This is a genomic window from Chryseobacterium sp. LJ668, from assembly GCF_019613955.1.
GTDB lineage: Bacteria > Bacteroidota > Bacteroidia > Flavobacteriales > Weeksellaceae > Chryseobacterium.
In genome coordinates, this window is record NZ_CP080443.1 from 3115719 (window position 1) to 3137398 (window position 21680).

23 protein-coding genes are annotated in these 21680 nt (G+C 33.1%); 18 read left to right on the forward strand and 5 right to left on the reverse strand.

Going from position 1 to position 21680, the window contains the following annotated elements; translation table 11 throughout:
* Positions 1 to 6: 6 nt before the first annotated feature.
* The 6 genes from K0U91_RS14545 (at position 7) to K0U91_RS14570 (ending at position 4772) form a co-directional block, all read left to right on the forward strand.
* The gene (locus tag K0U91_RS14545; protein WP_220179256.1) at positions 7 to 483 is read left to right on the forward strand and encodes a hypothetical protein; all 477 of its coding nucleotides are present in this window, start codon (positions 7 to 9) and stop codon (positions 481 to 483) included.
* A gap of 98 nt (positions 484 to 581) precedes the next feature.
* Positions 582 to 1229, forward strand: a complete 648-nt coding sequence (locus K0U91_RS14550; RefSeq protein ID WP_220179257.1) for a LolA family protein — start codon at positions 582 to 584, stop codon at positions 1227 to 1229.
* 66 nt (positions 1230 to 1295) lie between these two features.
* On the forward strand, positions 1296 to 2750 hold the full coding sequence (locus tag K0U91_RS14555) for an LptF/LptG family permease (protein WP_220179258.1): 1455 nt from the start codon (positions 1296 to 1298) through the stop codon (positions 2748 to 2750).
* A gap of 114 nt (positions 2751 to 2864) precedes the next feature.
* Positions 2865 to 3632: a hypothetical protein gene (locus K0U91_RS14560; RefSeq protein WP_220179259.1), complete on the forward strand. Its 768-nt coding sequence runs from the start codon at positions 2865 to 2867 to the stop codon at positions 3630 to 3632.
* A gap of 98 nt (positions 3633 to 3730) precedes the next feature.
* Complete coding sequence (locus tag K0U91_RS14565; protein WP_220179260.1) at positions 3731 to 4069, forward strand: hypothetical protein; 339 nt, start codon at positions 3731 to 3733, stop codon at positions 4067 to 4069.
* Positions 4070 to 4130: 61 nt separating this feature from the next.
* Complete coding sequence (locus K0U91_RS14570; protein WP_220179261.1) at positions 4131 to 4772, forward strand: hypothetical protein; 642 nt, start codon at positions 4131 to 4133, stop codon at positions 4770 to 4772.
* 59 nt (positions 4773 to 4831) lie between these two features.
* Here K0U91_RS14570 and frr read toward each other — a convergent pair whose 3' ends face one another.
* On the reverse strand, positions 4832 to 5386 hold the full coding sequence (frr, locus tag K0U91_RS14575) for a ribosome recycling factor (RefSeq protein ID WP_219969025.1): 555 nt from the start codon (positions 5384 to 5386) through the stop codon (positions 4832 to 4834).
* A 91-nt stretch (positions 5387 to 5477) separates the two neighbouring features.
* A complete protein-coding gene (pyrH, locus tag K0U91_RS14580; protein WP_220179262.1) occupies positions 5478 to 6185 on the reverse strand; it encodes a UMP kinase in 708 nt (235 codons plus the stop codon).
* A 165-nt stretch (positions 6186 to 6350) separates the two neighbouring features.
* Between pyrH and porQ the strand changes: the two genes are divergently transcribed.
* The 5 genes from porQ (at position 6351) to K0U91_RS14605 (ending at position 9421) form a co-directional block, all read left to right on the forward strand.
* Positions 6351 to 7343 (forward strand): type IX secretion system protein PorQ, encoded by a 993-nt coding sequence (gene porQ, locus K0U91_RS14585; RefSeq protein ID WP_219969023.1) that lies wholly within the window; start codon positions 6351 to 6353, stop codon positions 7341 to 7343.
* An 80-nt stretch (positions 7344 to 7423) separates the two neighbouring features.
* On the forward strand, positions 7424 to 8095 hold the full coding sequence (cmk, locus tag K0U91_RS14590) for a (d)CMP kinase (protein ID WP_220179263.1): 672 nt from the start codon (positions 7424 to 7426) through the stop codon (positions 8093 to 8095).
* 89 nt (positions 8096 to 8184) lie between these two features.
* Positions 8185 to 8535 carry a YtxH domain-containing protein gene (locus K0U91_RS14595; protein WP_219969021.1) on the forward strand — a complete coding sequence of 117 codons (351 nt, stop codon included), beginning with the start codon at positions 8185 to 8187 and terminating at the stop codon, positions 8533 to 8535.
* A 76-nt stretch (positions 8536 to 8611) separates the two neighbouring features.
* A complete protein-coding gene (locus K0U91_RS14600) occupies positions 8612 to 8920 on the forward strand; it encodes a phage holin family protein (RefSeq protein ID WP_219969020.1) in 309 nt (102 codons plus the stop codon).
* 3 nt (positions 8921 to 8923) lie between these two features.
* Positions 8924 to 9421, forward strand: coding sequence for a phosphoribosyl-ATP pyrophosphatase (locus tag K0U91_RS14605; protein WP_219969019.1), 498 nt, complete (start codon positions 8924 to 8926; stop codon positions 9419 to 9421).
* A 66-nt stretch (positions 9422 to 9487) separates the two neighbouring features.
* On the opposite strand, the gene K0U91_RS14610 is transcribed toward K0U91_RS14605, so the two are convergent.
* Complete coding sequence (locus K0U91_RS14610) at positions 9488 to 10222, reverse strand: TrmH family RNA methyltransferase (protein ID WP_220179264.1); 735 nt, start codon at positions 10220 to 10222, stop codon at positions 9488 to 9490.
* On the opposite strand from K0U91_RS14610, the gene tamL reads away from it, so the two are divergent.
* Positions 10208 to 12805: a translocation and assembly module lipoprotein TamL gene (gene tamL / locus K0U91_RS14615; protein ID WP_220179265.1), complete on the forward strand. Its 2598-nt coding sequence runs from the start codon at positions 10208 to 10210 to the stop codon at positions 12803 to 12805. The genes K0U91_RS14610 and tamL overlap by 15 nt on opposite strands.
* On the opposite strand, the gene K0U91_RS14620 is transcribed toward tamL, so the two are convergent.
* Together K0U91_RS14620 and K0U91_RS14625 are read right to left on the reverse strand one after the other, a co-directional pair.
* Entirely contained in the window at positions 12802 to 13419 is a 618-nt protein-coding gene (locus K0U91_RS14620; protein WP_219969016.1) for a SanA/YdcF family protein, read from the reverse strand. The two genes, tamL and K0U91_RS14620, sit on opposite strands and share 4 nt — an antisense overlap.
* Entirely contained in the window at positions 13416 to 14540 is a 1125-nt protein-coding gene (locus tag K0U91_RS14625; RefSeq protein WP_219969015.1) for a flavin reductase family protein, read from the reverse strand. The genes K0U91_RS14620 and K0U91_RS14625 overlap by 4 nt, the downstream gene beginning before the upstream one ends.
* A gap of 121 nt (positions 14541 to 14661) precedes the next feature.
* On the opposite strand from K0U91_RS14625, the gene K0U91_RS14630 reads away from it, so the two are divergent.
* From K0U91_RS14630 to K0U91_RS14655, 6 genes are all read left to right on the forward strand, one after another.
* A complete protein-coding gene (locus K0U91_RS14630; protein ID WP_219969014.1) occupies positions 14662 to 15219 on the forward strand; it encodes a TlpA family protein disulfide reductase in 558 nt (185 codons plus the stop codon).
* 15 nt (positions 15220 to 15234) lie between these two features.
* Complete coding sequence (locus K0U91_RS14635; RefSeq protein ID WP_220179266.1) at positions 15235 to 16206, forward strand: FecCD family ABC transporter permease; 972 nt, start codon at positions 15235 to 15237, stop codon at positions 16204 to 16206.
* A gap of 458 nt (positions 16207 to 16664) precedes the next feature.
* Positions 16665 to 17588 (forward strand): ABC transporter ATP-binding protein, encoded by a 924-nt coding sequence (locus tag K0U91_RS14640; RefSeq protein WP_220179267.1) that lies wholly within the window; start codon positions 16665 to 16667, stop codon positions 17586 to 17588.
* A gap of 164 nt (positions 17589 to 17752) precedes the next feature.
* A complete protein-coding gene (locus K0U91_RS14645; protein ID WP_219969598.1) occupies positions 17753 to 18202 on the forward strand; it encodes a MarR family winged helix-turn-helix transcriptional regulator in 450 nt (149 codons plus the stop codon).
* Between the two features lie 43 nt (positions 18203 to 18245).
* Complete coding sequence (locus K0U91_RS14650; RefSeq protein ID WP_220179268.1) at positions 18246 to 20639, forward strand: 3-hydroxyacyl-CoA dehydrogenase/enoyl-CoA hydratase family protein; 2394 nt, start codon at positions 18246 to 18248, stop codon at positions 20637 to 20639.
* A 5-nt stretch (positions 20640 to 20644) separates the two neighbouring features.
* Positions 20645 to 21679 (forward strand): putative phage abortive infection protein, encoded by a 1035-nt coding sequence (locus K0U91_RS14655; RefSeq protein ID WP_220179269.1) that lies wholly within the window; start codon positions 20645 to 20647, stop codon positions 21677 to 21679.
* The last annotated feature ends 1 nt before the right edge of the window (position 21680 follow it).

A 21680-nucleotide genomic window follows, 5' to 3' on the forward strand; every position in this document is an offset into this window, starting at 1 on the left:
TTAGTGATGAAAAAATTATTGTATTTTTTATTTTTAGTTTCTCTTATTAGCTGCTCTACTGTACAAAATTATACGAGTAATGAGCTAAACCCAGAATATTACCGTGAAAAAAATCTAACATTTCAAACAGGTGCACAAATCATTAATATGGAAGGTGCATATGTAGGAAATGTCGCACAGCCAGATTTTAAAGAGACTTTTGCTGCAGCTGTTTTAGAAATGGCTGAAGAAACAAAATTAAATTTAAAAACCGGAAGTTATCCTGATTCGAATATAGATGTAAAGGTTTTAGAAGCAAATTGGGACTTTAAATTGTCAAGTGCTGAGCTTATTACCAAAATCAATTTTCACACAAGTTTTGGGAATTATGAAACTGTCGGAAAATTTAAAAATGCAGGTGGCGGTTCTGAGAGAAAAAATTTAAAAAATTCTTTTAAGAATGCGATCTACAACTTTTTGATGGAGTATCAGAAAAGGAAATAATCAATAGTTGGAACAATTTTTGGAAGACCTGCGAAGTTAAAAAGGAATTTAACTTTAGACATTGCAAAGTGTCTAAAGAACAGTAAAAGTAGAAAATCATGAAAAAAATAATTTCAAAAATAATATTTGGAAGTTTTGTAATCGGAAGTATTGCTTTTGTTCAGGCACAAAAAATTGATGCCAAAGCAAAAAAAATACTGGATGATGTGACAGCAAATTATAAATCTAAAAAGAATTCATATTTCAAATTTGCCTTTGGAAGCGGTATTAATGGAACCGTCAACAAAAACGAACCCGGTATTTACTATACAGCCGGAGATAAATACAAATTGAAGATCATGGAAACCGAGCAGATTTTCGATGGCAGCAAGATCTATAATATCAATACAGAAGATAAGGAAGTGACGGTAGCCAAGCCTAATGAAAGCTCTACAATGTTCTCTCCAATCAATTATCTTACATCGTACAGAAAAGATTACAACGTTTCTTATAACGGAAAAAAAACCATAGACGGTGTAAGTGCAGATTTCATTAAATTGACCCCGGTAAAAGCAAACGGATTAAAATACATCTATATTTATATCGATGGTGCAAAAAAGCAGATGCTTAAATTAGAACAGCACGGAAACAACAAAGACATTGCCGTGATCGCCATCAAAGAATACAAAGAAAACCAGCAATTAGACGCAAATATGTTTGTTTTTGATAAGAATAAGTATAAGAATTATCTTGTCACAGAATTATAATTCTAAATATATATAAAATTTAAAGCCACAAGGGAAACTTTGTGGCTTTTTCATTAATTTTGGCGAATGTTTAAAATATTAGACCGATATATCATTAAAACCTTTTTTGGTCCGTTCTTTTTTATATTCAGTGTATTGTTTTTCATTTTCATTGTAAACATTGTCTGGATTCAGCTAGGGCAGTTTATGGGGAAAGGTCTTACAACGTTACAGATCATGAAGCTTCTTTTCTATTTGGGAGTGAACGTTGTAAGTATGGTATTGCCTTTAACGATACTTCTGGCAAGCATCATGTCCTTCGGGGAATTTGGTGAACGATACGAACTTGCCGCCATGAAGGCCGCCGGAATCTCTTTGACCCGAGTAATGATGCCTCTTTTGGGAGTCGTTACCCTAATGGCCATAATACTCTATTTTTTTTCAAACAATATCATTCCAGACTTCCAAAGGAAAGCCAAAAATATGCTTTTCAATATTGCTCAGACCAAACCTGCTTTAAATTTTACACCTGGGCAGTTTATTGATCAGATTCCCGGCTATATGGTAAAATTTGATAAAATTGAAGGTGAAGACGGACGTAAGCTCGAAGGAATATTCATTCATAAAAAAGCGAGTACTTTCGAAAACCAACAGTCTATAGTCGCAGAAAAAGGAAAATTCGTAACGCCTGCAAACAAAAATTATTTACAACTTGTATTATATAATGGCTATGTGTTTGAAGACAGCTATGCCGGAAAAGCTGAAAATGTAAGGTTAAAGCAACCCGATCAGGCAATAAAATTTGACACATTGGTTTCTCATTTCGACATTAGTGAAATTATCAATAAAGCGATTGAACAGGAAAGAATAACTGAAGATTACCGATTTCAGACTTTTAATGAATTGTTTACCACAATCGACAAAACTAGAAAAGACAATACAAAATTGACGGAGAATGTAGGTAATGAAGTGCTGTCGCAAACCAGTTCAGTCGTAAGTTATATGGATAAAAACAAAGCGAAAGCTCCTGTAAAATCACAATATAAGTTTGACACCATAAAAAAAGATAAAAAGCTGGAAATGATCTATAATGCTCACAGCAGACTTGATAATCTTAAATCCACACTTGATTCAAAAGATGAAGAGCTTAAACCAAGCGTAAAATATTTTAATAAAGTTGTTATTTACCAGCAGAGAATTATCTCTTATTCATTTACCTGTATTATATTTTTTATGATCGGCGCAAGTTTAGGATCAATCATTCGAAAAGGAGGCATGGGTGTTCCAGTTATCGTAGCCATCGTAATTTTTATTGTATTCTATGTAATTAATGTAGGTTTCGAAAACGTTGCCTGGTCCGGAAAAATGAGTCCGTATCTTGCGGCATGGCTTCCAAATATCATCTTATTCCCGTTTGGAGTTTTAATGACTTATAAAGCTCTTACAGATTCTCAATTATTTGATTCAGAAAAATATAAAGCGTTCTTTAAACCACTTACAAAACTTTTTGTAAAAGATAAAGAGCATAAACGTTATCAATAAACAAAAATCCGGAAACAAGTTCCCGGGTTTTTTAGGCTTAACTAATAATTGTTATATATTAGGATTACAAAAAAAAATCTCATATTTACGAACTAAATTTTAATTATAAATTCTATGAAAAAATTATTACTTATTGGGCTTTTCGGGCTATTTTCATTAAATGCATATGCTCAGGAAGAAACTACATATAATGGTGAAAAATACGGATACATTGTTGACAAATCCGGCAAAAAAATAGAAGGTGTCGTGCATTTGAACGGAAGTTATTCCAGTCCGTGGCAGAACCAGTCGAAGGTAAAGTTTGCTGCAGTCGCCGATATTGATAAAGTAAAAAACAAGATCAAGTTTAAAACTTATGATGCAGATGATATCAAAGAATATATGCTCTATGATGGTGATACGCCGAGAGTTTTTGAATCGATCAAGTACACCAATAAAAGAGAAGCGCTGAACAGTTCTGATAATGCTACCGGTTTAGGTGCAGGTATAAAAGCATTGAATAATCTTTCGAGAAATTCGCAATTTGCAGAAATTGTAATGGATGGAAAGATTAAGGTATATAAAATGTACGGCTACCCAACCTCTGCTGCAGCCTACAATTCGGAGGAGAATGAGAGATTAAGAACTTCACCAGATTATGTATATTCAAAAAAAGGAGGTAAAGTGGAAGATTTTACTCCTGCAAAAGTAAAAATTGCTATTGCAGACTGTCCATCTACAAAATCTAAAGCAGCTAAAGGCGAATATGGTTCTTTAAAGAAAGAAGAAAAGCAAAGATCAGGTCTTGGAAAATTCATCAGAGATGAGATCAAAAACGCAACGGTTGATAAATTATCAATAGTCAACGAAGTCATTTATGATTATAACGAAAACTGTAAATAACTAATTTCAGCATAAAGAAAAAACAACTGCTTTTGTAGTTGTTTTTTTATGCATAAATTTATTTCTATCTTTAATTTCAGCAATCTAAAATTTTAATTATGAAAAAATTACTTTTTATATTCTTGATCACCATTGGCATTTCTGCTTCGGCTCAACACACTGAAAAAGAAAATTATATCAAAAAAGAAAGCATTGGCGGAAAATTGGATTTTTCGAAAAAAGTAGAAGCAAAATACGGTGATGCACCATCTATTCGTTTTGGTGACCTACTTTATAATAAGAAAGATTTTGCCATTTTACTTTGGGCTGCAAATGTTAGAAATTTTGGTGTACAATCTTTTGAGCATGCAGCGGAAATATGGGAAGAAATTTATAAAAGAAGTCTGACCGAACCTGAAAAAAAAGCTTTAAAGACAGGATTTGAAGCTAAATTTTAATACTCTGATATTTTATCGCACATTTTTTGTTTGAAGAACATTAGATCTTAAAACTGCTATAATGAAGAATCTACTTTTAATCTCTTGTGCATTTGTAGTACTTTCCTGTAAAAAAGAAGATAATAGAACTGATCATTTTAAAAATTCAGACAGTTTATTTTCAAAAACAAGCGGAGATTCTCTACAAATAAAAAATAATTTAAATTCAGTTGAAGAAATTAAAAAAGAATACAATGTGGTCAATTCAAAATTGATCGCGAAAAAACTTGACTCTGTAAGTTTTGATTACGAATGTGAAGAACGATCAGGAAATGTTGTCTACTATTCTGAAAACGGAGTTTTAAAAGTGATGAAACACTTCAATGCAGACAGTCATTTTTCTTCAACGGAAAATTATTTTGTGAATGATGGAAAACCTTACTTTATTTTTCAGCAGCAAACAGTTTGGAGCTTTGACGGCGGTACATCGGAAAAACCCGAAACTAGAGATGACATCACTGAGCAAAGATATTATATTGCTGAAGGTAAACCGATTCAATGTTTGGAGAAAAAATATACTTTAAAATCAAGCTTAAAAAACAATTCCAAATCTGAAAATATTGAGAATAAAGAACTGAAAAACTGCTCGATTGATGAATTGCAGAAAACATTTGATCTGCTCATGAAAAATAAAGATCAAAAAGGCAAAATCAATTGTCTCTAGAAATAAAAAGTGGTTTCGAATTTATCGAAACCACTTTTAGTATAATTTAAAACTGAAAATTACACTTTCATAATTTCAGCTTCTTTCGTCTTAAGATGATCGTCACAAAGTTTCACATGCTTGTCAGTAAGCACCTGGATTTCTTCTTCTACACTTTTTATAGCATCTTCAGAAATACCCTCAAGTTTCTTTAATTCTTTGATCCCGTTTTGTCTTGCGTTTCTCACAACAATTTTAGTATCTTCGGTTTCTCCTTTAGCTTGTTTGGCTAGCTCTCTTCTCCTATCCTCTGTCAAAGGCGGTACATTAAGGATAATATTTTCACCATTATTGGAAGGCGCAAAGCCTAAATTTGAATTGATGATTGCTTTTTCTATAGCTCCAATTGCTGTTCTATCCCAAGGTTGAATAGAAATGGTCATCGCATCGGGCACAGAAACGTTAGCAACCTGATTAAGAGGAGTCGGAGCACCATAATACTCTACCATCACATCCTGCACCATATTTGTAGACGCACGTCCCGCCCTGATTCTTTGAAATGCATGATCCAAGTGCTTTATAGCTGCTTCCATATCATGTTTTACAGATTCTACAATAAGATCTAATTCTTCCATTATATAATAAAAATTTGAAAGGTTACACATTTTTTTAGCAATAAGTAATGAATATTATTTCTTTTTACTTTGCCTTTTATTTTTATTTATTTTAAATATTCACTAAAGTTCCGACAGATTCTCCTTCAACAATCTTCACTAAATTACCATCCTTATTCATATCAAACACAATGATGGGCAATTTGTTTTCATGGCTTAATGTAAATGCCGTCATATCCATTACCTTAAGATTTTTTTCAAAAACTTCGTCGAAAGATAGGGAGTTGTATTTTACTGCATTTTCGTTTTTCTCAGGATCGCTATCGTAGATTCCGTCTACTCTGGTTCCTTTTAATATAACTTCTGCATCAATTTCTATAGCTCTTAGAGTTGCTGCAGTATCTGTGGTAAAATAAGGGTTTCCTGTACCCGCCCCGAAGATCACTACTCTACCCTTTTCAAGATGTCTTACGGCTCTTCTTTTGATGAATGGTTCAGCGACTTTATCCATTTCGATGGCAGATTGCAGTCTGGTTCTGATTCCGGCATCTTCTAGAGCACCTTGTAATGCCATTCCGTTGATAACGGTTGCAAGCATTCCCATATAATCACCCTGTACCCTATCCATACCTTTTGCAGCACCCGCAACACCACGGAAAATATTTCCTCCTCCAATGACGATAGCAATTTCACAGCCAAGGTCTACTACCTTTTTGATTTCCTGAGCGTATTCCATCAGTCTTTCGGTATCAATACCGTACTGTCTGTTCCCCATCAATGCCTCACCACTCAGTTTTAGAAGGATTCTTTTATATTTCATCTTTAAATTTATAATAGTTTTTTAAGGTTTAATTTCCTCGGAAATTAACTTTGCAAATATAATCATTATAAATATTGAAAAAAGAAAATATTTAATACTAAATAATGGAGTAAATATTTTGATAAGTACGAAAAAGGATTATTTTTGCATTAATTAATTACTGATTTGAAGAAAGTTCTAATTTTTTCACTATTTCTTTCGGGAATTGTTTCATTTGCTCAAACTGGAACAAACGTATATCCGTTTCTGAATATTCCTGTTTCTGCAAGACAGGCTTCTTTGGGTGGTGATGCTATCACAGCGAGAGATCATGATGTTTCTTTTGCCATAGCTAATCCTTCTTTGCTAAATAAGGAGTCTGACAAACAGCTTTCTGTAAACGCAACAGCATATCTCGCAGATTCAAAGTACGGAACGATTGCCTACGCAAAAGATCTTGATAATGGTCACATGGTTACTGTGAACGCACGCTATATGAGCTACGGAAATATCCCGAGAACCGATGACAGCGGTTTTGAAATGGGAGAATTCTCAGCTTCAGACGTTGCCGTTGGCGGTGGATATGCTTATCAGTTTGAAGAAGACTGGACGATTGGCGGTGGGTTGAATTTTATTACTTCAAAAATCGACACCTATACTTCTTCTGCATTGGCAGGAACGTTGGGCGTTACTTACCATCCAAAACAAAGTAAAGAAGTAGTTTCTGTCGTATTAAGAAACTTTGGATATCAGCTAAAATCTTTCAATGGTGATAGAGAAAATTTGCCATTCAGAATAGATTTGGGATATACAAAAATCTTAAAAGCCTTTCCTCTTGCAATTACAATTACTGCACACGATTTACAGGAATTCGATATTTCATCTGAGCTCAATGTCAACGGACAGGAAGTGAATATCGGAAGAAAGATTGCCGATCACTTTTCTTTAGGAGCAGAGCTTTTTCCTGAAAAAAGTTTCAATTTTAGATTAGGATATAATGTCAGAAGAGGAAACGAACTAGCTGTTGCCGATCAAAGAAACTTCTCCGGACTTTCTGCAGGCTTCGGACTTAAGGTTTCAAGATTTCGTATTGATTATGCGCATGTGAGATACCATAATTCTTCGAATGTCAACCAAATCGGAATTTCAGTCGATCTTAGCGGTCATCAGGGAGAATAATCTCATACTTTAAACCTAAAAAATTTAAGAATATATTTGATATTTCTTGAATTTTCAGAATTTTTTTTGAAATTTGTAGTATGAAAAAACCAGTGATAGCGATTGACGGATACTCATCAACAGGGAAAAGTTCCATATCAAAAATTATTGCCGAAAAGTTAGGAATTGTACATTTAGATACAGGAGCTCTATATCGTGGTATTACCTGGTTTGCCCTGCAGAATTGTGTAAATGACGATGAAACTATCAATCTTTCTGAGCTTTTTAATTCTTTTCCCCTCATTGAGCTAGAATTTAAAAATGATGGCGGCGAACTGGTATTATTTCTCAATCATATCAATGTTTCAAAAGAAATCCGCTCAAATGAAGTATCAAAAAATGTAAGTTTCATTGCAAAACAAAAAGAAGTTAGAGATTTTCTTATGGAATCTCAGCGCAATCTGGCACAAAAAGGCGGAATTATAATGGATGGCAGAGATATTGGCACTGTCGTTTTACCCAATGCCGATTTTAAATTTTTTCTCACTGCCAGTATTGAAGAAAGAACTAATAGAAGATACCAGGAATTGCTTCATCTCGGAATTGATACTGATGAGCAGCAGGTGAAAGAAAACCTTATTGCCAGGGATAAAATCGACAGTGAGAGGGAAATTGCCCCGTTAAAACAAGCCAACGACGCAATAGTAATTGATAATACGATGCTTACAAAGAAAGAGACTATAGAAAGCATCCTTGCATATGTAAAAAAATAACAATTTTATATACCAAATTTGTCATTTGGTATATAAATTGTAAGATTGGAGGTATAAATATTTATTAACCATAATTAAAAAAACAAAAAATGTCTAAAAAAGAGAATAATACAGCGGGTATTTTAGCGGGACTTCTTGCAGGTGCAGCAGCAGGAGTGATTTTAGGAATGTTGTATGCTCCTGAAGAAGGTAAGGAAACGAGAAAAAAAATTAAAACAAAAGCGAACGATCTGAAAGAAGAAGCTAAAAACAAATACGGTGAAGTTTCTGAAAAAGTAAAAGATCAGTACGGAAATATCTCTACTACCTTTAAAGAAACTGCAAGTAACGTAGCTCATACCGTAAAAGATGGTTACGATAAATATAAAGATCAGATTGTTTCTAAGACTACTGATATCGTAAAAGATGTTGAAACAGGATTGAATGATCTGAAAGGATAAATTCATTTACTAAAAATGATAAAAGGAACTTTGACCATATTAAAGTTCCTTTTTTTGTAACTTTTAAAAAAAAACAATGATAGAAACTATAAAAGAATATGCATCGAAGCGAATTGACCTTCTGAAAATAGAAGCCACAGAAAAATCATCAATATCTGCTGGAGTTGTTGCCTATCTCGTTACTTTATTAGTTGCTTTTGCTTTTTTTATTATCCTTTTTAATTTTGGATTGGCATTTTTTATAGGTAAACTATTGAATAATACTTCTTATGGATTTTTAATTGTAGCAGCATTTTATTTGCTAATAATGATTATAGTTATTACATTTAAAAAACGAATTGTAAACATGGTCGCAAATAAAGTAATCGAATTTTTAAATCACTAATTTATGAGCAGAAATTACGAAAGTCTGGAAGAGTTAAGAAGAAAGAAAAAGCTTTTAAAAAGTGAAATACAGGATTTGGAAGGATTGCTGACTTTCAAAAACACCAAAGAAAGTTTAAGTGCATTCACCAATGGCCTTACAGATCAGTATCTGAAAGAAAAAATAGATGAAGACGGTGAAGAAACAACGGTTCTTAGAAAAGATGTCATTGCAAAGCAGTTAACTTCTGAGGTGAAAGATCTTTTTCTAAACAGAAATGCAGCAATGGGTTTAGCCGGAAGTGCATTTAAAGGTGATGCTTTAGATACAGTTGTCAAACTTGCAGTCACTGCTTTTGTTGCCAACTATGCAAAGAAAAATATGCGAAGTTCAAACTGGAAAAAGAAAATTCTTGGAGCAGTGTTGATTTATGTAGCACCAATGGCTTTAAAATTCGTCAGAAAAAAATTGGAAGCTTATCAAAAAAGCAAAAGTGTATCCAGTATGGAGCAACTTATTTAAAATTAGTTATTGGAAATTAGATGTAGTTTTTACATGTTGTATTAAACCGATTCTAATTTCTAGTATCTAATCATTTTGGTTAGAATATATCTGTCCTAAAATAATTCCTGCTGCCATAGAAACATTAAGGCTTTCTGTAGATTGCGATTTTCCAAATCTTGGGATTGAGATTTTCTTTTGTAGTAATTTTTCTGTTTCAATCCGCATTCCTTTACCTTCGTTTCCTAGAATCAGATTAAGTTTTTTAGGTTTTTTAAACGAATAAATATTTTCACCTTCCATATCGGTTCCTATATTTGTATTTTTAGTTTCGGACAGAAAATCGACCAAATTACAATACACGATATTTACTCTCATAAAAGACCCCATACTCGCCTGAATCACTTTTGGGTTATAGAAATCTACTGTATCTTCACTGCAAATAATCTGTTCGATCCCAAACCAGTCTGCAAGACGTATCATTGTTCCTAAATTGCCAGGATCCTGAATTCCGTCTAAAACCAATTGAATGCTTTGATCTTCTAGTTTTAAGTCTTGTTTTAGTTCACAAACTGCTACAGAATCTTTGGGATTTTGAAGAAAACTAATTTTTTTTAGTTCATTTTCAGTAATTTGGTGCAAAACAGTATTGTCAAAATCTAAATTTTGAAGATTTGTAGAAAATATTTCTTTAATTTTAAAGTTAGAATTGGGAAGTTCGGAAATGATTTTATTCCCTTCTACCAAAAACAAATTGTATTTTTGCCTGAACTTCTTTTTATCTAAAGACTGTAAAACTTTTATTGTATGAGCTGTAAGCATTTTAAGAATTCTCCTCAAAAATATTATAAAATTCTATCATTTGCAACTGTTATTGGTGTCCTTTACGCTTGCAGTACGACAAAAAAGGTTCCCGATGGTGAATTTCTGCTCACAAAAAACAACTTTAAGTTTGAAGATAAGAAAGAATTTTTTGATGATGAATTAAAGAATTATGTACAGCAAAAGCCCAATAAGAAACAGTTTCTTTTCATACCATTGGGACTTCTGCTTCATAATGCTGCAAACCCAAAATACGATACGCTATTCAGCGAATATCTGACCTATCCAAGCGAGATGAGAAATCAAAAGCTGAGGGATTCCTTATTCGTTAAATATAATATGCAAAGCAGTGTGGGTAAGAGTTTGTTGTGGGACAGGATTTTACACAATTTTGGAACGCCACCAGTAATTTTGGACCAGACAAGAACTGAAAAAAGTGCTCAATCAATTGAGAAAAGGATGACCTACAGAGGATATTGGGATTCTGAAGTAAAATTTAAACATGATCTGGATTCTACAGCAAAAAAAGCGGCAGTTACCTATTTTATTAAACACAATAGCCCTACATACATTAAAGATTATTATTACAACATTCCTGATTTGGGAATTAAAAATATCTATCAGCAACAAATTAATGAAACACTCGTAAAATCGGGCAAAATTCTTGATCAGACCGTGCTTGAAAAAGAAGTTACAAGACTCAATGATTTGATGCGCAACAGCGGATATTATAAGTTTAATAATGGTAATGATGAAGTTGGTTTTATTGCCGATTCTTTAAAAAGTAGAAAACAAATTCCTTTAACGCTTGAAATTCATAAAGATTCTGCAGATTCTCCATACAAAGTGGCTACGATTGGAAATATCGACGTTGCAATTGTAGATGAACCAAGTGATTTCGGTAAAAAAACGGTGAAAGATAGCCTCAGAAGAGTTCGTTTTCATAAAATGAACGATAATTATAAGACCAATGCGCTTTGGAGAGCAATTATTATCGACAATAAATCTGTTTATAATCAGAGAAAACTTGATTTAACTAAACGGAATTTTATTGCCATGAATAATTTCAGCATTTTAAAGGCTAAAGATTCCCTCAGACAAGGTGGAGCAGCAAAACCTAACGACAGCATCATCGATGTCTTATATCTGCTTAAACCGCTCCCAAAATATGAAGTAAAAGTAGGAACAGACATTAACTATTCTCAATTACTAAATTTGGGAATTTCACCTTCGGTTGATTTAACTACACGAAATGTTTTCAAGGGTGCAGAGAACCTTTCAACAAGTGTTTCGGGTACATTTGGTTCAATAAGAAATCCTAAAAATTTAGACAAAAGAATTTTAGCCTATGAAATATCCGCACAGGCAGCACTGAATTTCCCACGTCTGCTTCTGCCATTTGATTATTACAAACTGATCCCCAAAAGATATACTCCTACTTCTTCTATCGTCTTAGGAACGTCAATTCAAAATAATATTGGTTTGGGAAGGGTGAATTTCAATACGGGCTTAAATTATTTTGCAAACGTAAATGATCAGTCATCTCACAGACTGACATTATTTAATACATTATTTAGTTTAACTAAAAATAAAGACAATTATTATGATTTCTTCGTTAATGATGATGCAGTTAGAAGGGCTGTTTTTGATGATTATTTTGTTTACAATCCACAATTACAACAACAGTTTCTATCTGGTGCATTGACGAGAGATCAGGTATCTGAACAGATTATTGCAGATACAAATTATATATCAACACTAGATCCGGAAAGAGGAAACAGAATGGTTGAATTTTTAGGTACATTAGTCAATAAAGACAGGCAGACCCAGGATGTTATCATCTCCTCTTTTGTATATAATTTTATCTATAACGAGATCGGGAAAAAAGATTATCCTAATGCATTTTACTTTAACGGAAAAGTAGAACTGGCCGGAAATATTTTAAGCGTTTTCAATCAGAAGAGAGATGACGGTGGAGGAATTATTAGAAGCCCGGAAAGAACAATTTTTGGGATTCCGTATGCACAATTTGTCAAATTTGATTTTGATGTTAGAAAATATTTTAAATTCAACGGAAATCAATCATTAGTATTGCGTCAGTTTATCGGATTGGGAATTCCCTACGGAAATTCTTCTTCAATGCCTTTTGTGAGATCTTATTTTAATGGTGGTTCAAATGATATTCGTGCATGGGTGGCATTCGGAGGTTTAGGTCCCGGAGGTTCACAGGTTGACGAAAGAGTTCGTACCTATTTAATGGGAAATATCAAACTGACAACCAATTTAGAATACAGGATTCCATTTAATGACATGTATGAAGGTGCGATTTTCACCGATATCGGAAACATCTGGAATACAGATAACAGTGGATTTGGTGACCAATTTAAATTTAACAAATTCATCCGTGAAATGGGTGTTGGCAGTGGTTTCGGGTTGAGAGTAAATGTTGCTTATATTACATTAAGAGTAGATTTAGCCTATAAAATTTACGATCCGAATCAACCTGACGGAGAAAGATGGAGATTTAATCAGTTTCAGCCTTTGAAACCTACACTGAATATAGCATTCGGATATCCTTTCTAATCTGGAGAAATGCCAAGAACAAAATAAACTACAGCGACCACTCGGGCAATAATTTCTCTCGACTGGTTTCTGTAGAAACTTTCGGGCTTGTTGACATCCTGAGCATCAAATCCCAAAGCATTCATATTGTTGTTTCTGGCAAAAAATAAGCCCCGAAGATTGTGAAATCCTTGTGAAACGATAATCACGTTTTTCTTTTTGTAAACATCTTTACAGCGCAGAATGCTTTTGTAGGTATTGAATCCTTTTGGATCTTCAATGATGATATCTTCGGGCACACCTTCCTGATAAATCAGATAGTTTTTCATGGCTGCAGGCTCATTATACCCTTGGCTTTTTTCACCGCTTACAATGATTTTTTTTATCTTTCCGTGATGATAAAGCAGTGCCGTGGCATCCATTCTTTTGGTAAAATACGGATTGGAAACTCCCGATTGCATTCTTGGAGAAGTCCCCAGAACCAAAGCCACTTCCCTTGGAGGAATTTTTGAAATTTTATTGTACGTTCTACCGTTGGTAAGACCAAAAACCCAGATATTCGACAAGCATATCAAAAGAAAAAACAATTCTATTGATGAAATAATAAGTTTAAATATGTTCCGGATGATTCTCAATTGAAATCAAAGTTAAGCTTTATTTTCTTAGTTTTCGCTATCGACATACAGGCCAGAATTTTTCCCTGGGCTTCCTCTTTTTCTGTTAAATATTCATTTTCTAAGAGCTCAACCTCGCCTTCTTCCAAAGTACACTCACAGCTCCCGCAAATTCCGGATTTACAGGAATAAGGTACCGGGAAATTCTGAACCAATAGCTGCTGCAGAATTTTCTCTCTATTATTGGGAAGTTCGGCCTGATATTTTTTACCTAACATTTTAAAATCTATCTGCACATTTTCAATCAGAGGAGATTCTATTTCTACAGGATAAATATCATCATTAAATTCTTCAAAAAGCTCAAAATGAATATTTGCTTTTCGGATCCCGTGATGATAACATGCATTGGCAAGCGTTTTAATCATCTCCCCTTTTCCGCATATCAAAACTTCATCTACCGCATCCCAGATGGTGGCTTCTTCATCGGTATCATCCAAATGCAGAATCTGATTGATAATTAAATTCAGTTTTTTGGCATCCAGCCTTCCATAGAAAAACCGATCAGGTGTTTTTTCCTGTGAATAAAAATAGAATATATGGAGCCTGTTATTATATTGTCGTGCAAGATTATCTAATAACTCACGGTAAATAAGCTCTTCAGAGTTTTTATTTCCAAAAAATAAAAACAATCTTGTTCTTGGTTCGTTATGAAGAATATTTTTGAAATGACTCAATATAGGTGTGATACCGATTCCTCCGGCAAAACCGACGATCGTCCGAAATTCACTCGGTTTTGAAATCAGTGTAAATCTTCCGTTTGGCACACTCACTAGTAGGTCATCACCAACTTGATAATTTTCATATAACTGAGAAGTTGCACCATCGGTGGAGCCCACTTTAATGCCCAAAGATATTTTTTGCTCGTACGGAGCCGAAGTCATTGAATAGTCGTTAATGATTTCTTCGCCGTGGGATTTGAATTTTATACTGACAAACTGACCTGCTTCAAATGTAAAAATTTCCTTTAGATTTTCCGGAATCTCAAGCTCCAGCGAAAAAGTATTTTTGGTCAGGTCTTCCTTTTTAGCTATTTTTAACCAGTGAAACTGCGTGAGTTTTCCTTTATAGATTTGTTGTTCCATACTTCAATTCAAAAATAGAGAAAAAAATATTACAATATTAACCTTAACGCAATTTTCTTGCCTTCAAAACCAATGAGAAATACCAATCGTATATCTTATTTAACAATAGAATATTTACTTTATGAAAAAGTTACTCTTATCTGCATTTTTAGCTGCCACCCTTTTTAGCTGTAAAAAAGAGGCTGAAAAATCGGAAAATACTGCAGTTATAGATTCAATTTCAAATAAAAGTCCGGAATCTGTTCCCGCAGCTGTATCACTAAAGGTATTAAATTCGCAGCAAACAACAGATTTTCTTCAGACTAAAAATGACACTTTATATGTAACCAATTTCTTTGCAACCTGGTGTGGGCCTTGTGTAAGAGAAATTCCACATTTTAAAGATAAGATTTCAGAATTAAAAGACCAGCCTGTAAAAATCACATTTATCAGTTTAGACACTAAAGAAGTCTGGGCTTCTGAAGTTCCCGTTTTTGTAGATAAACTGGGTATCCGTAACAACACCATTCTTTTAGATGGCAGCCAGCTGGATGAAAAGTTTTTTAAAAATAACTTTGAAAAATGGGACGGCGGAGCAATTCCGTTTACCTACATGAGAAAAGGGGACAAAACTGATGAATATTTAGGGATGATGACTCCTGAATTATTAAATTCTAAAATTGATTCTTTTCTTAAATAATTTTTAGAGTTTTTAATGTCAAAAAAATTTAAAATCCTGTGTTTATTATTAATTATCGCAATTGTAATTACGGCGGTCATTAATCTGAACACAGGATTTTTGCATTTAAATCTTACGGATTTTTTGCAAGATTCTGAAAATGGACAAATCGCTGAAATTAGAATCAATAGGGTGTTGGTCATGCTTTTAGCAGGAATTTCCATCCCAACTTCGGGTTTTCTAATGCAGGAATACTTTCAAAATCCTCTTGCCGGTCCGGATATTTTAGGCATCACTTCGGTTGCAAGTTTATCTGTCGCATTTTATATTTTTTTTTCGCACAGCATTTTACTTCCTGAATTTTTAAAAAACAGCTTTTTAAGTTTATCTGCGATTATCGGAAGTTTACTTCTGATGTTGGTTTTACTCTCAATGTCCAATAAATTTCAAGACAAATCATATTTAATCATTTTCGGATTTTTGGTTTCGGCGTTTGCAGGAGCAATCGTTTCTCTTTTGCAGTTTTACGCTGAAAATCAAAGTCTGAAAAACTATATTTTATGGTCTTTTGGAGCTAATAATATGGTTTCTAGAAATCAGATTATCGTACTATCAATTTTAGTCGGGATTGGATTATTTTTTTGTTTTAAAACCATCAAACCTTTAATAGGAAATTCTTTAGGAAGTTCTTATGCACAAAGTTTAGGAGTTAATTTAAATCATTTAAAAATATTGATCATTGTGACTTCTTCACTCTTATCTGCTTCTATCACAGCTTTTTTAGGGCCTATCTTATTTATCGGAATCATCGTACCTCATTTCTGCAGATTGATTTATAACCCTGCAAAACTTTGGCAACAATGGATTTTGAATATGTTTTTAGGTATGCTTATCATGCTGCTCTTTTCAGTTGCTGCTGAAAAAACGCAAATTCCTTTGAATGTAATAAGCTCCATATTTGGAATTCCGGTGATTTTGATGATGCTTTTGAGGCAGAATAAAGCGTAAAAATTAATTATAAATTATTAATTTTAAAATCTCTCGCTGATTTGGCAGATTGCACAGATGATTGAGAGTAATTTTCATTATTAATTTGAAAATAAAACGTTTAATTTGTCATTCAGAAGGAATCTAAATTAAATTTGTGGAGATGTTTCTAGTATGACAAATAATAAAATGAGAATCAGAATATCACAAAAACAATTAATTATTGCAAACATATTTTTGTTTGTAGTAAGTTTTGCAATTCTGGAATATTCAAGAATGTTTAGAATGAGCTTGGATAAACATTGGATTTACTCTTATGGTCATAATTGGTGGTTCATGGTTGCAATGCCTTCAGCATTTTCGGGATCATTAATTTTAGGAATTTACAGCTTATGGAAAGTTAAAAACTATAAATTTTTATATTTTATTTTTAGCCTTGTTCCTCTTATATTATTTATAATACTTATTTCTATTTAAATATGCTCCTACAAATCAACCAAACAAACATCGGCTACGACAAAACTTTAATTTCAAATGTAAATACACATTTGAATTTAGGTGAGGTATGCCTTTTGATTGGTAATAACGGTGTAGGAAAAACAACCTTAATCAAATCAATTCTTCATCAAAATTCTTTATTAAAAGGAGAAATTTTAATAAATAACAAAAATGTAACAAAACTTTCGGTAAAAGAGATCGCTGAAAATGTTGCAGTTGTATTTTCAAAATCGATAATTCCACAGAATTATACTGTTGAAGACCTTATTTCATTAGGAAAATATATATATTATCCTTTTTACTTCGAGCTCAGAGAAAAAGACAAGCAGGAGGTTAAAAAAATTATTGAAGAATTAAATTTAAATGAATATAAAGACACACTTCTCAAAAATCTTTCAGACGGAAATCTTCAAAAAGCATTTATTGGAAGAGCCTTAACGCAGAATTCTCCTATTATCATCTTAGATGAACCGACAACTCATCTGGATGAAAAAAACAAATTAATTATTCTTAAAACCCTGCGAAAACTAGCCAAAGAACAGAATAAGCTGATCCTTTTTTCATCCCATGACTGGAGATTGGCAAAAGAATTTGCTGATAAAATGTGGTATGTAAAAGATACACAATTGTATTCCGGAATTGTAGAAGATGTTTTGATTCAGCATGATGAACTCACGAATGCTGCCTTATTTCAAATCAATGATAAATTTGTAGCTCCACAGATCTCAGCACCGCGAGTTCACAAAGAAATGTTATATTCTCTCCTTCAGAAAAATTTCCAAAAAGATCTCTCTCATCTTAATTTTGATTTTCAAAATAGATTTTGGATGATTTCCTACAATAATTCGGAGCAGCAATGTGAATCTTTTGAAGAAATCGTCAAATTTATCAAGAAACTACATTAAATTTCATTATTCATTAAGTATATCGCATACTATGCATGCATAGTATTATGCTAATCATACAATTTAAGTAATTGATTATCTGATTATTAACAAATTTTAATGTTAATAAATACTATGCATGCATAATATTTACTAAATTTGATAAAACGATTTGCAAAAATATGATGGATAATAATAAAGAAAAAACGGAAAATGTCGACCTTATTTTGAAGCAGACCTGGTTAGCTGTTTCAAAAATGTATACCGAGCTTGCGCAGGAGCATGATTCTACCGCAGTTCAGGCACTTACTTTATTAAAAATTGATCCAAAAGAAGGTACCAGAAGTACCAATCTTGGTCCTAAAATGGCTATCGAGCCAACTTCCCTCACCAGAATTATCAAACTTCTTGAAGACAACGGCTATATCTATAAGGAAAAAACCACCACAGACAAAAGGGAGGTGATTATAAAACTTACAGATAAAGGTTTGAACTCAAGAAACCTCTCAAAAGAAGTAGTTGTTAACTTCAATAAAAAAGTAATGGAGAAAATTGCTCCAGAAAAGCTGGAAACCTTTAAAGAAGTAATGGTTGAAATTATGAAGATCGCTACCGATATCAATAACAGAAAATAAAACTAATAAAATTCAAGACCAATAATAAAATAAATATAATCTAATGAAAAGACGAATCAAACATGTTACTGTTTTAGGTTCAGGAATTATGGGAAGCGGTATTGCTGCGCACTTTGCCAACATCGGAGTGCAGGTGTCTCTGCTCGATATTGTTCCTTTCGAACTCAGCGAAGCAGAACAGAAAAAAGGTTTGACCAAAGATGATAAAGCGGTAAGAAACAGAATCGCTTCTGAAAACTTTGAAAAACTGAAAAAAGCAAGTCCGGCTCTGCTCTATTCTCCAAAATTTGCTGAAAGAATAACAGTCGGAAATTTTGATGATGATTTACTGAAAATAAAAGATACTGATTGGATTATTGAGGTGGTAGTTGAAAAACTAGACATTAAAAAATCAGTTTACGAAAAAATTGAACAGTTCAGAAAACCTGGAACTTTAGTTTCATCTAATACTTCTGGAATCCCGATTAATCTATTGGTTGAAGGAAGAACTGACGACTTCAAAAAATATTTTGCCGGAACGCATTTTTTTAATCCGGTAAGATATCTTCCTCTTCTGGAGGTGATTCCAACACATGATACAGATCCGGAAATTGCAGATTTCTACATGAACTACGGAGCCAAATTTTTAGGTAAAACAACCGTTTTAGCAAAAGATACACCTGCGTTTATTGCCAACAGAATTGGGGTTTTCTCAATGATGGATTTGCTTCACAATGTTCAGAAATTAGGTTTAAATGTTTCTGATGTTGATAAATTAACAGGTCCTATTATTGGTCGTCCAAAATCTGCAACATTCAGAACTGCCGATGTTGTTGGTTTAGATACTTTGGTAATGGTTGCCAACGGTGTTCGTAACAGCGGTGCTGAGGCGAATGATTTCAACAATGTTTTCTCACTTCCTGATTATATTCAGAAAATGGTAGATAACAAATGGTTGGGATCAAAAACCGAACAAGGTTTCTATAAAAAAGTGAAAAGTGCCGATGGAAAATCTGAAATTCACGGATTAAATCTGGATACGTTAGAATACGAAATGCAAGGAAAATCTTCTTTTCCGACTTTAGAATTAACTAAAAATATTGACAAACCGATTGACAGATTTAAAGTTTTAATTGGCGGAAAAGATAAAGCCGGTGAGCTTTACAGAAAATCTTTGGGAGCATTATTCGCTTATGTTTCTCACAAAGTTCCTGAAATTTCTGATGAAGTGTACAAAATTGATGATGCAATGCGTGCAGGCTTCGGATGGGAAAACGGGCCCTTTGAAATTTGGGACGCAGTTGGAGTTCAGAAAGGAATTGAATTGGCTACAGAAGCTGGTTACGAAGTTTCAGACTGGGTGAAAAATGTTGAATCTTTCTATAAAATAAATGAGGATGGACAAAGTATTTTCGTTGATAAAAATTCAGGAGAATACAATAAAATTCCTGGACAGGATGCCTTTATCATTTTAGATAATATCAGAAAAAACAAAACACTTTGGAGTAATTCAGGAGCTTCTATTGAAGATTTGGGCGATGGAATTATCAACTTTGAAATCCGTTCTAAAATGAATTCTCTTGGAGGCGAAGTTTTAGATGGATTAAACAGAGCGATTGATTTAGCTGAAAAAGAATATGACGGATTAGTTATTGGAAATCAAGGTGCCAATTTCTCTGTAGGAGCAAATTTAGCGATGATTTTAATGATGGCCATCGAACAGGATTGGGACGATTTGAATATGGCAATCGCTTATTTCCAAAAATCGATGATGAGGGTTCGTTATTCCTCAATTCCTGTTGTAGTAGCTCCTCACGGAATGACTCTTGGTGGAGGTTGCGAAATGACCATGCACGCTGACAGAGTTGTCGCAGCAGCAGAAACTTATATCGGATTGGTTGAAACCGGAGTTGGTGTCATTCCCGGCGGTGGCGGAACGAAAGAATTTGCTTTGAGAACTTCAAGAGAATTCCACAGTGATGATGTGAAAAACAACAGACTACGTGAAGCATTCATGAATATTGCAATGGGTAAAGTTGCTACGTCAGCGTACGAAGCATACGATATGGGAATTCTTGAAAAAGGAAAAGATGTTATCGTAGTAGATAAAAAACGTCAAATCATGACTGCAAAAATGATGGCGAAAAGTTTGGCAGAACACGGTTACACTCAACCCATCGAACAAACCGTAAAAGTTCTTGGAAAAGATGCTCTAGGAATGTTCTATGTTGGAACGGATCAAATGTTAACCGGAAATTTCATCTCAAAACATGATAAATTAATTGCTGATAAATTAGCTAATGTTTTAGTTGGTGGAAATCTTTCTGAACCTACTGTTGTGACTGAACAATATTTATTGAATCTTGAAAGAGAAACTTTCCTTCAACTATGTGGTGAAAGAAAAACTTTAGAAAGGATTCAGTTTATGTTGCAGAAAGGAAAGCCTCTTAGGAATTAGAATAAATGAAAAAGCGAGATATGACATTTCTAATTTGGGGAAGTCTGTTACTTATTAGTTTCACAACTCTTTTACTCTTCTTAAAATTTAAGGATACCAATGTCTTGGGTTCACTTGGGACAACAGGAGACTTTATTGGAGGTTATTTAGGAACTATTGTTTCAATTTTCGCCACATATCTAATTTTTATAACTTATTCAAGTCAAAAAAAAGAACTAAAGTTACAACGAGATTTATTTTCACAACAAAAATTTGAAACTACCTTTTTCAACATGCTTAATGTTCATAATGAATTAAAAAAGAATTTATTTTTGGATTATAGATTAAAAAGGGTTACTGGGGATTCTGCAGAAGAAGATTCAGAAAATATGCGAAAATTCGGAGTAGTTAAATACGGTTACTTAAACGGATTTGAAATTTTTGAATTCTTGAGAAATGATTTTACAAAATTTTACAGAGAGTTTCATATTCACGATGCAGGAGTATTTGATGATCAAATTAATTCAGAATTAGTAATCAAATCTTTAAAAGAAAAATTTGATGAAGACGATAATTTTTTTAAAAATTTAAATGAAGACAGTTTGAATATTAAACCTTCATTGGCATACATTGATGAATGGGATGAAAACAATAATAAATTAGAAACTCATAAAAATAAAATTCTATATCTGTTCAGTTTATATTTTGATAATTATCAAGAAATAATTAGTCATTATTGTAGAAATGTATATCACATATTAAAATTTATTCGAGAAAATGAAGAATTAGAATCAAAAAATTATAGTGACAAAAAAATGGCTTATAAAAAATACAAACAATATGCAAACATTTTTCAATCCCAACTAAATCTTAATGAACAATTTTTGTTATTCTATAACTTTATTCACTTTAATCAAGAAACACAAAATGAAACATATTGGACTGTTAATTTAGTAAATCATTATAAGTTTTTAGAAAATATTGGAATTAAAAATTTAATATTTAAAAAACATGAAGAGTTTTATAATTTTCAAATTAAGGGCTCAGATAGAATTATTTAAA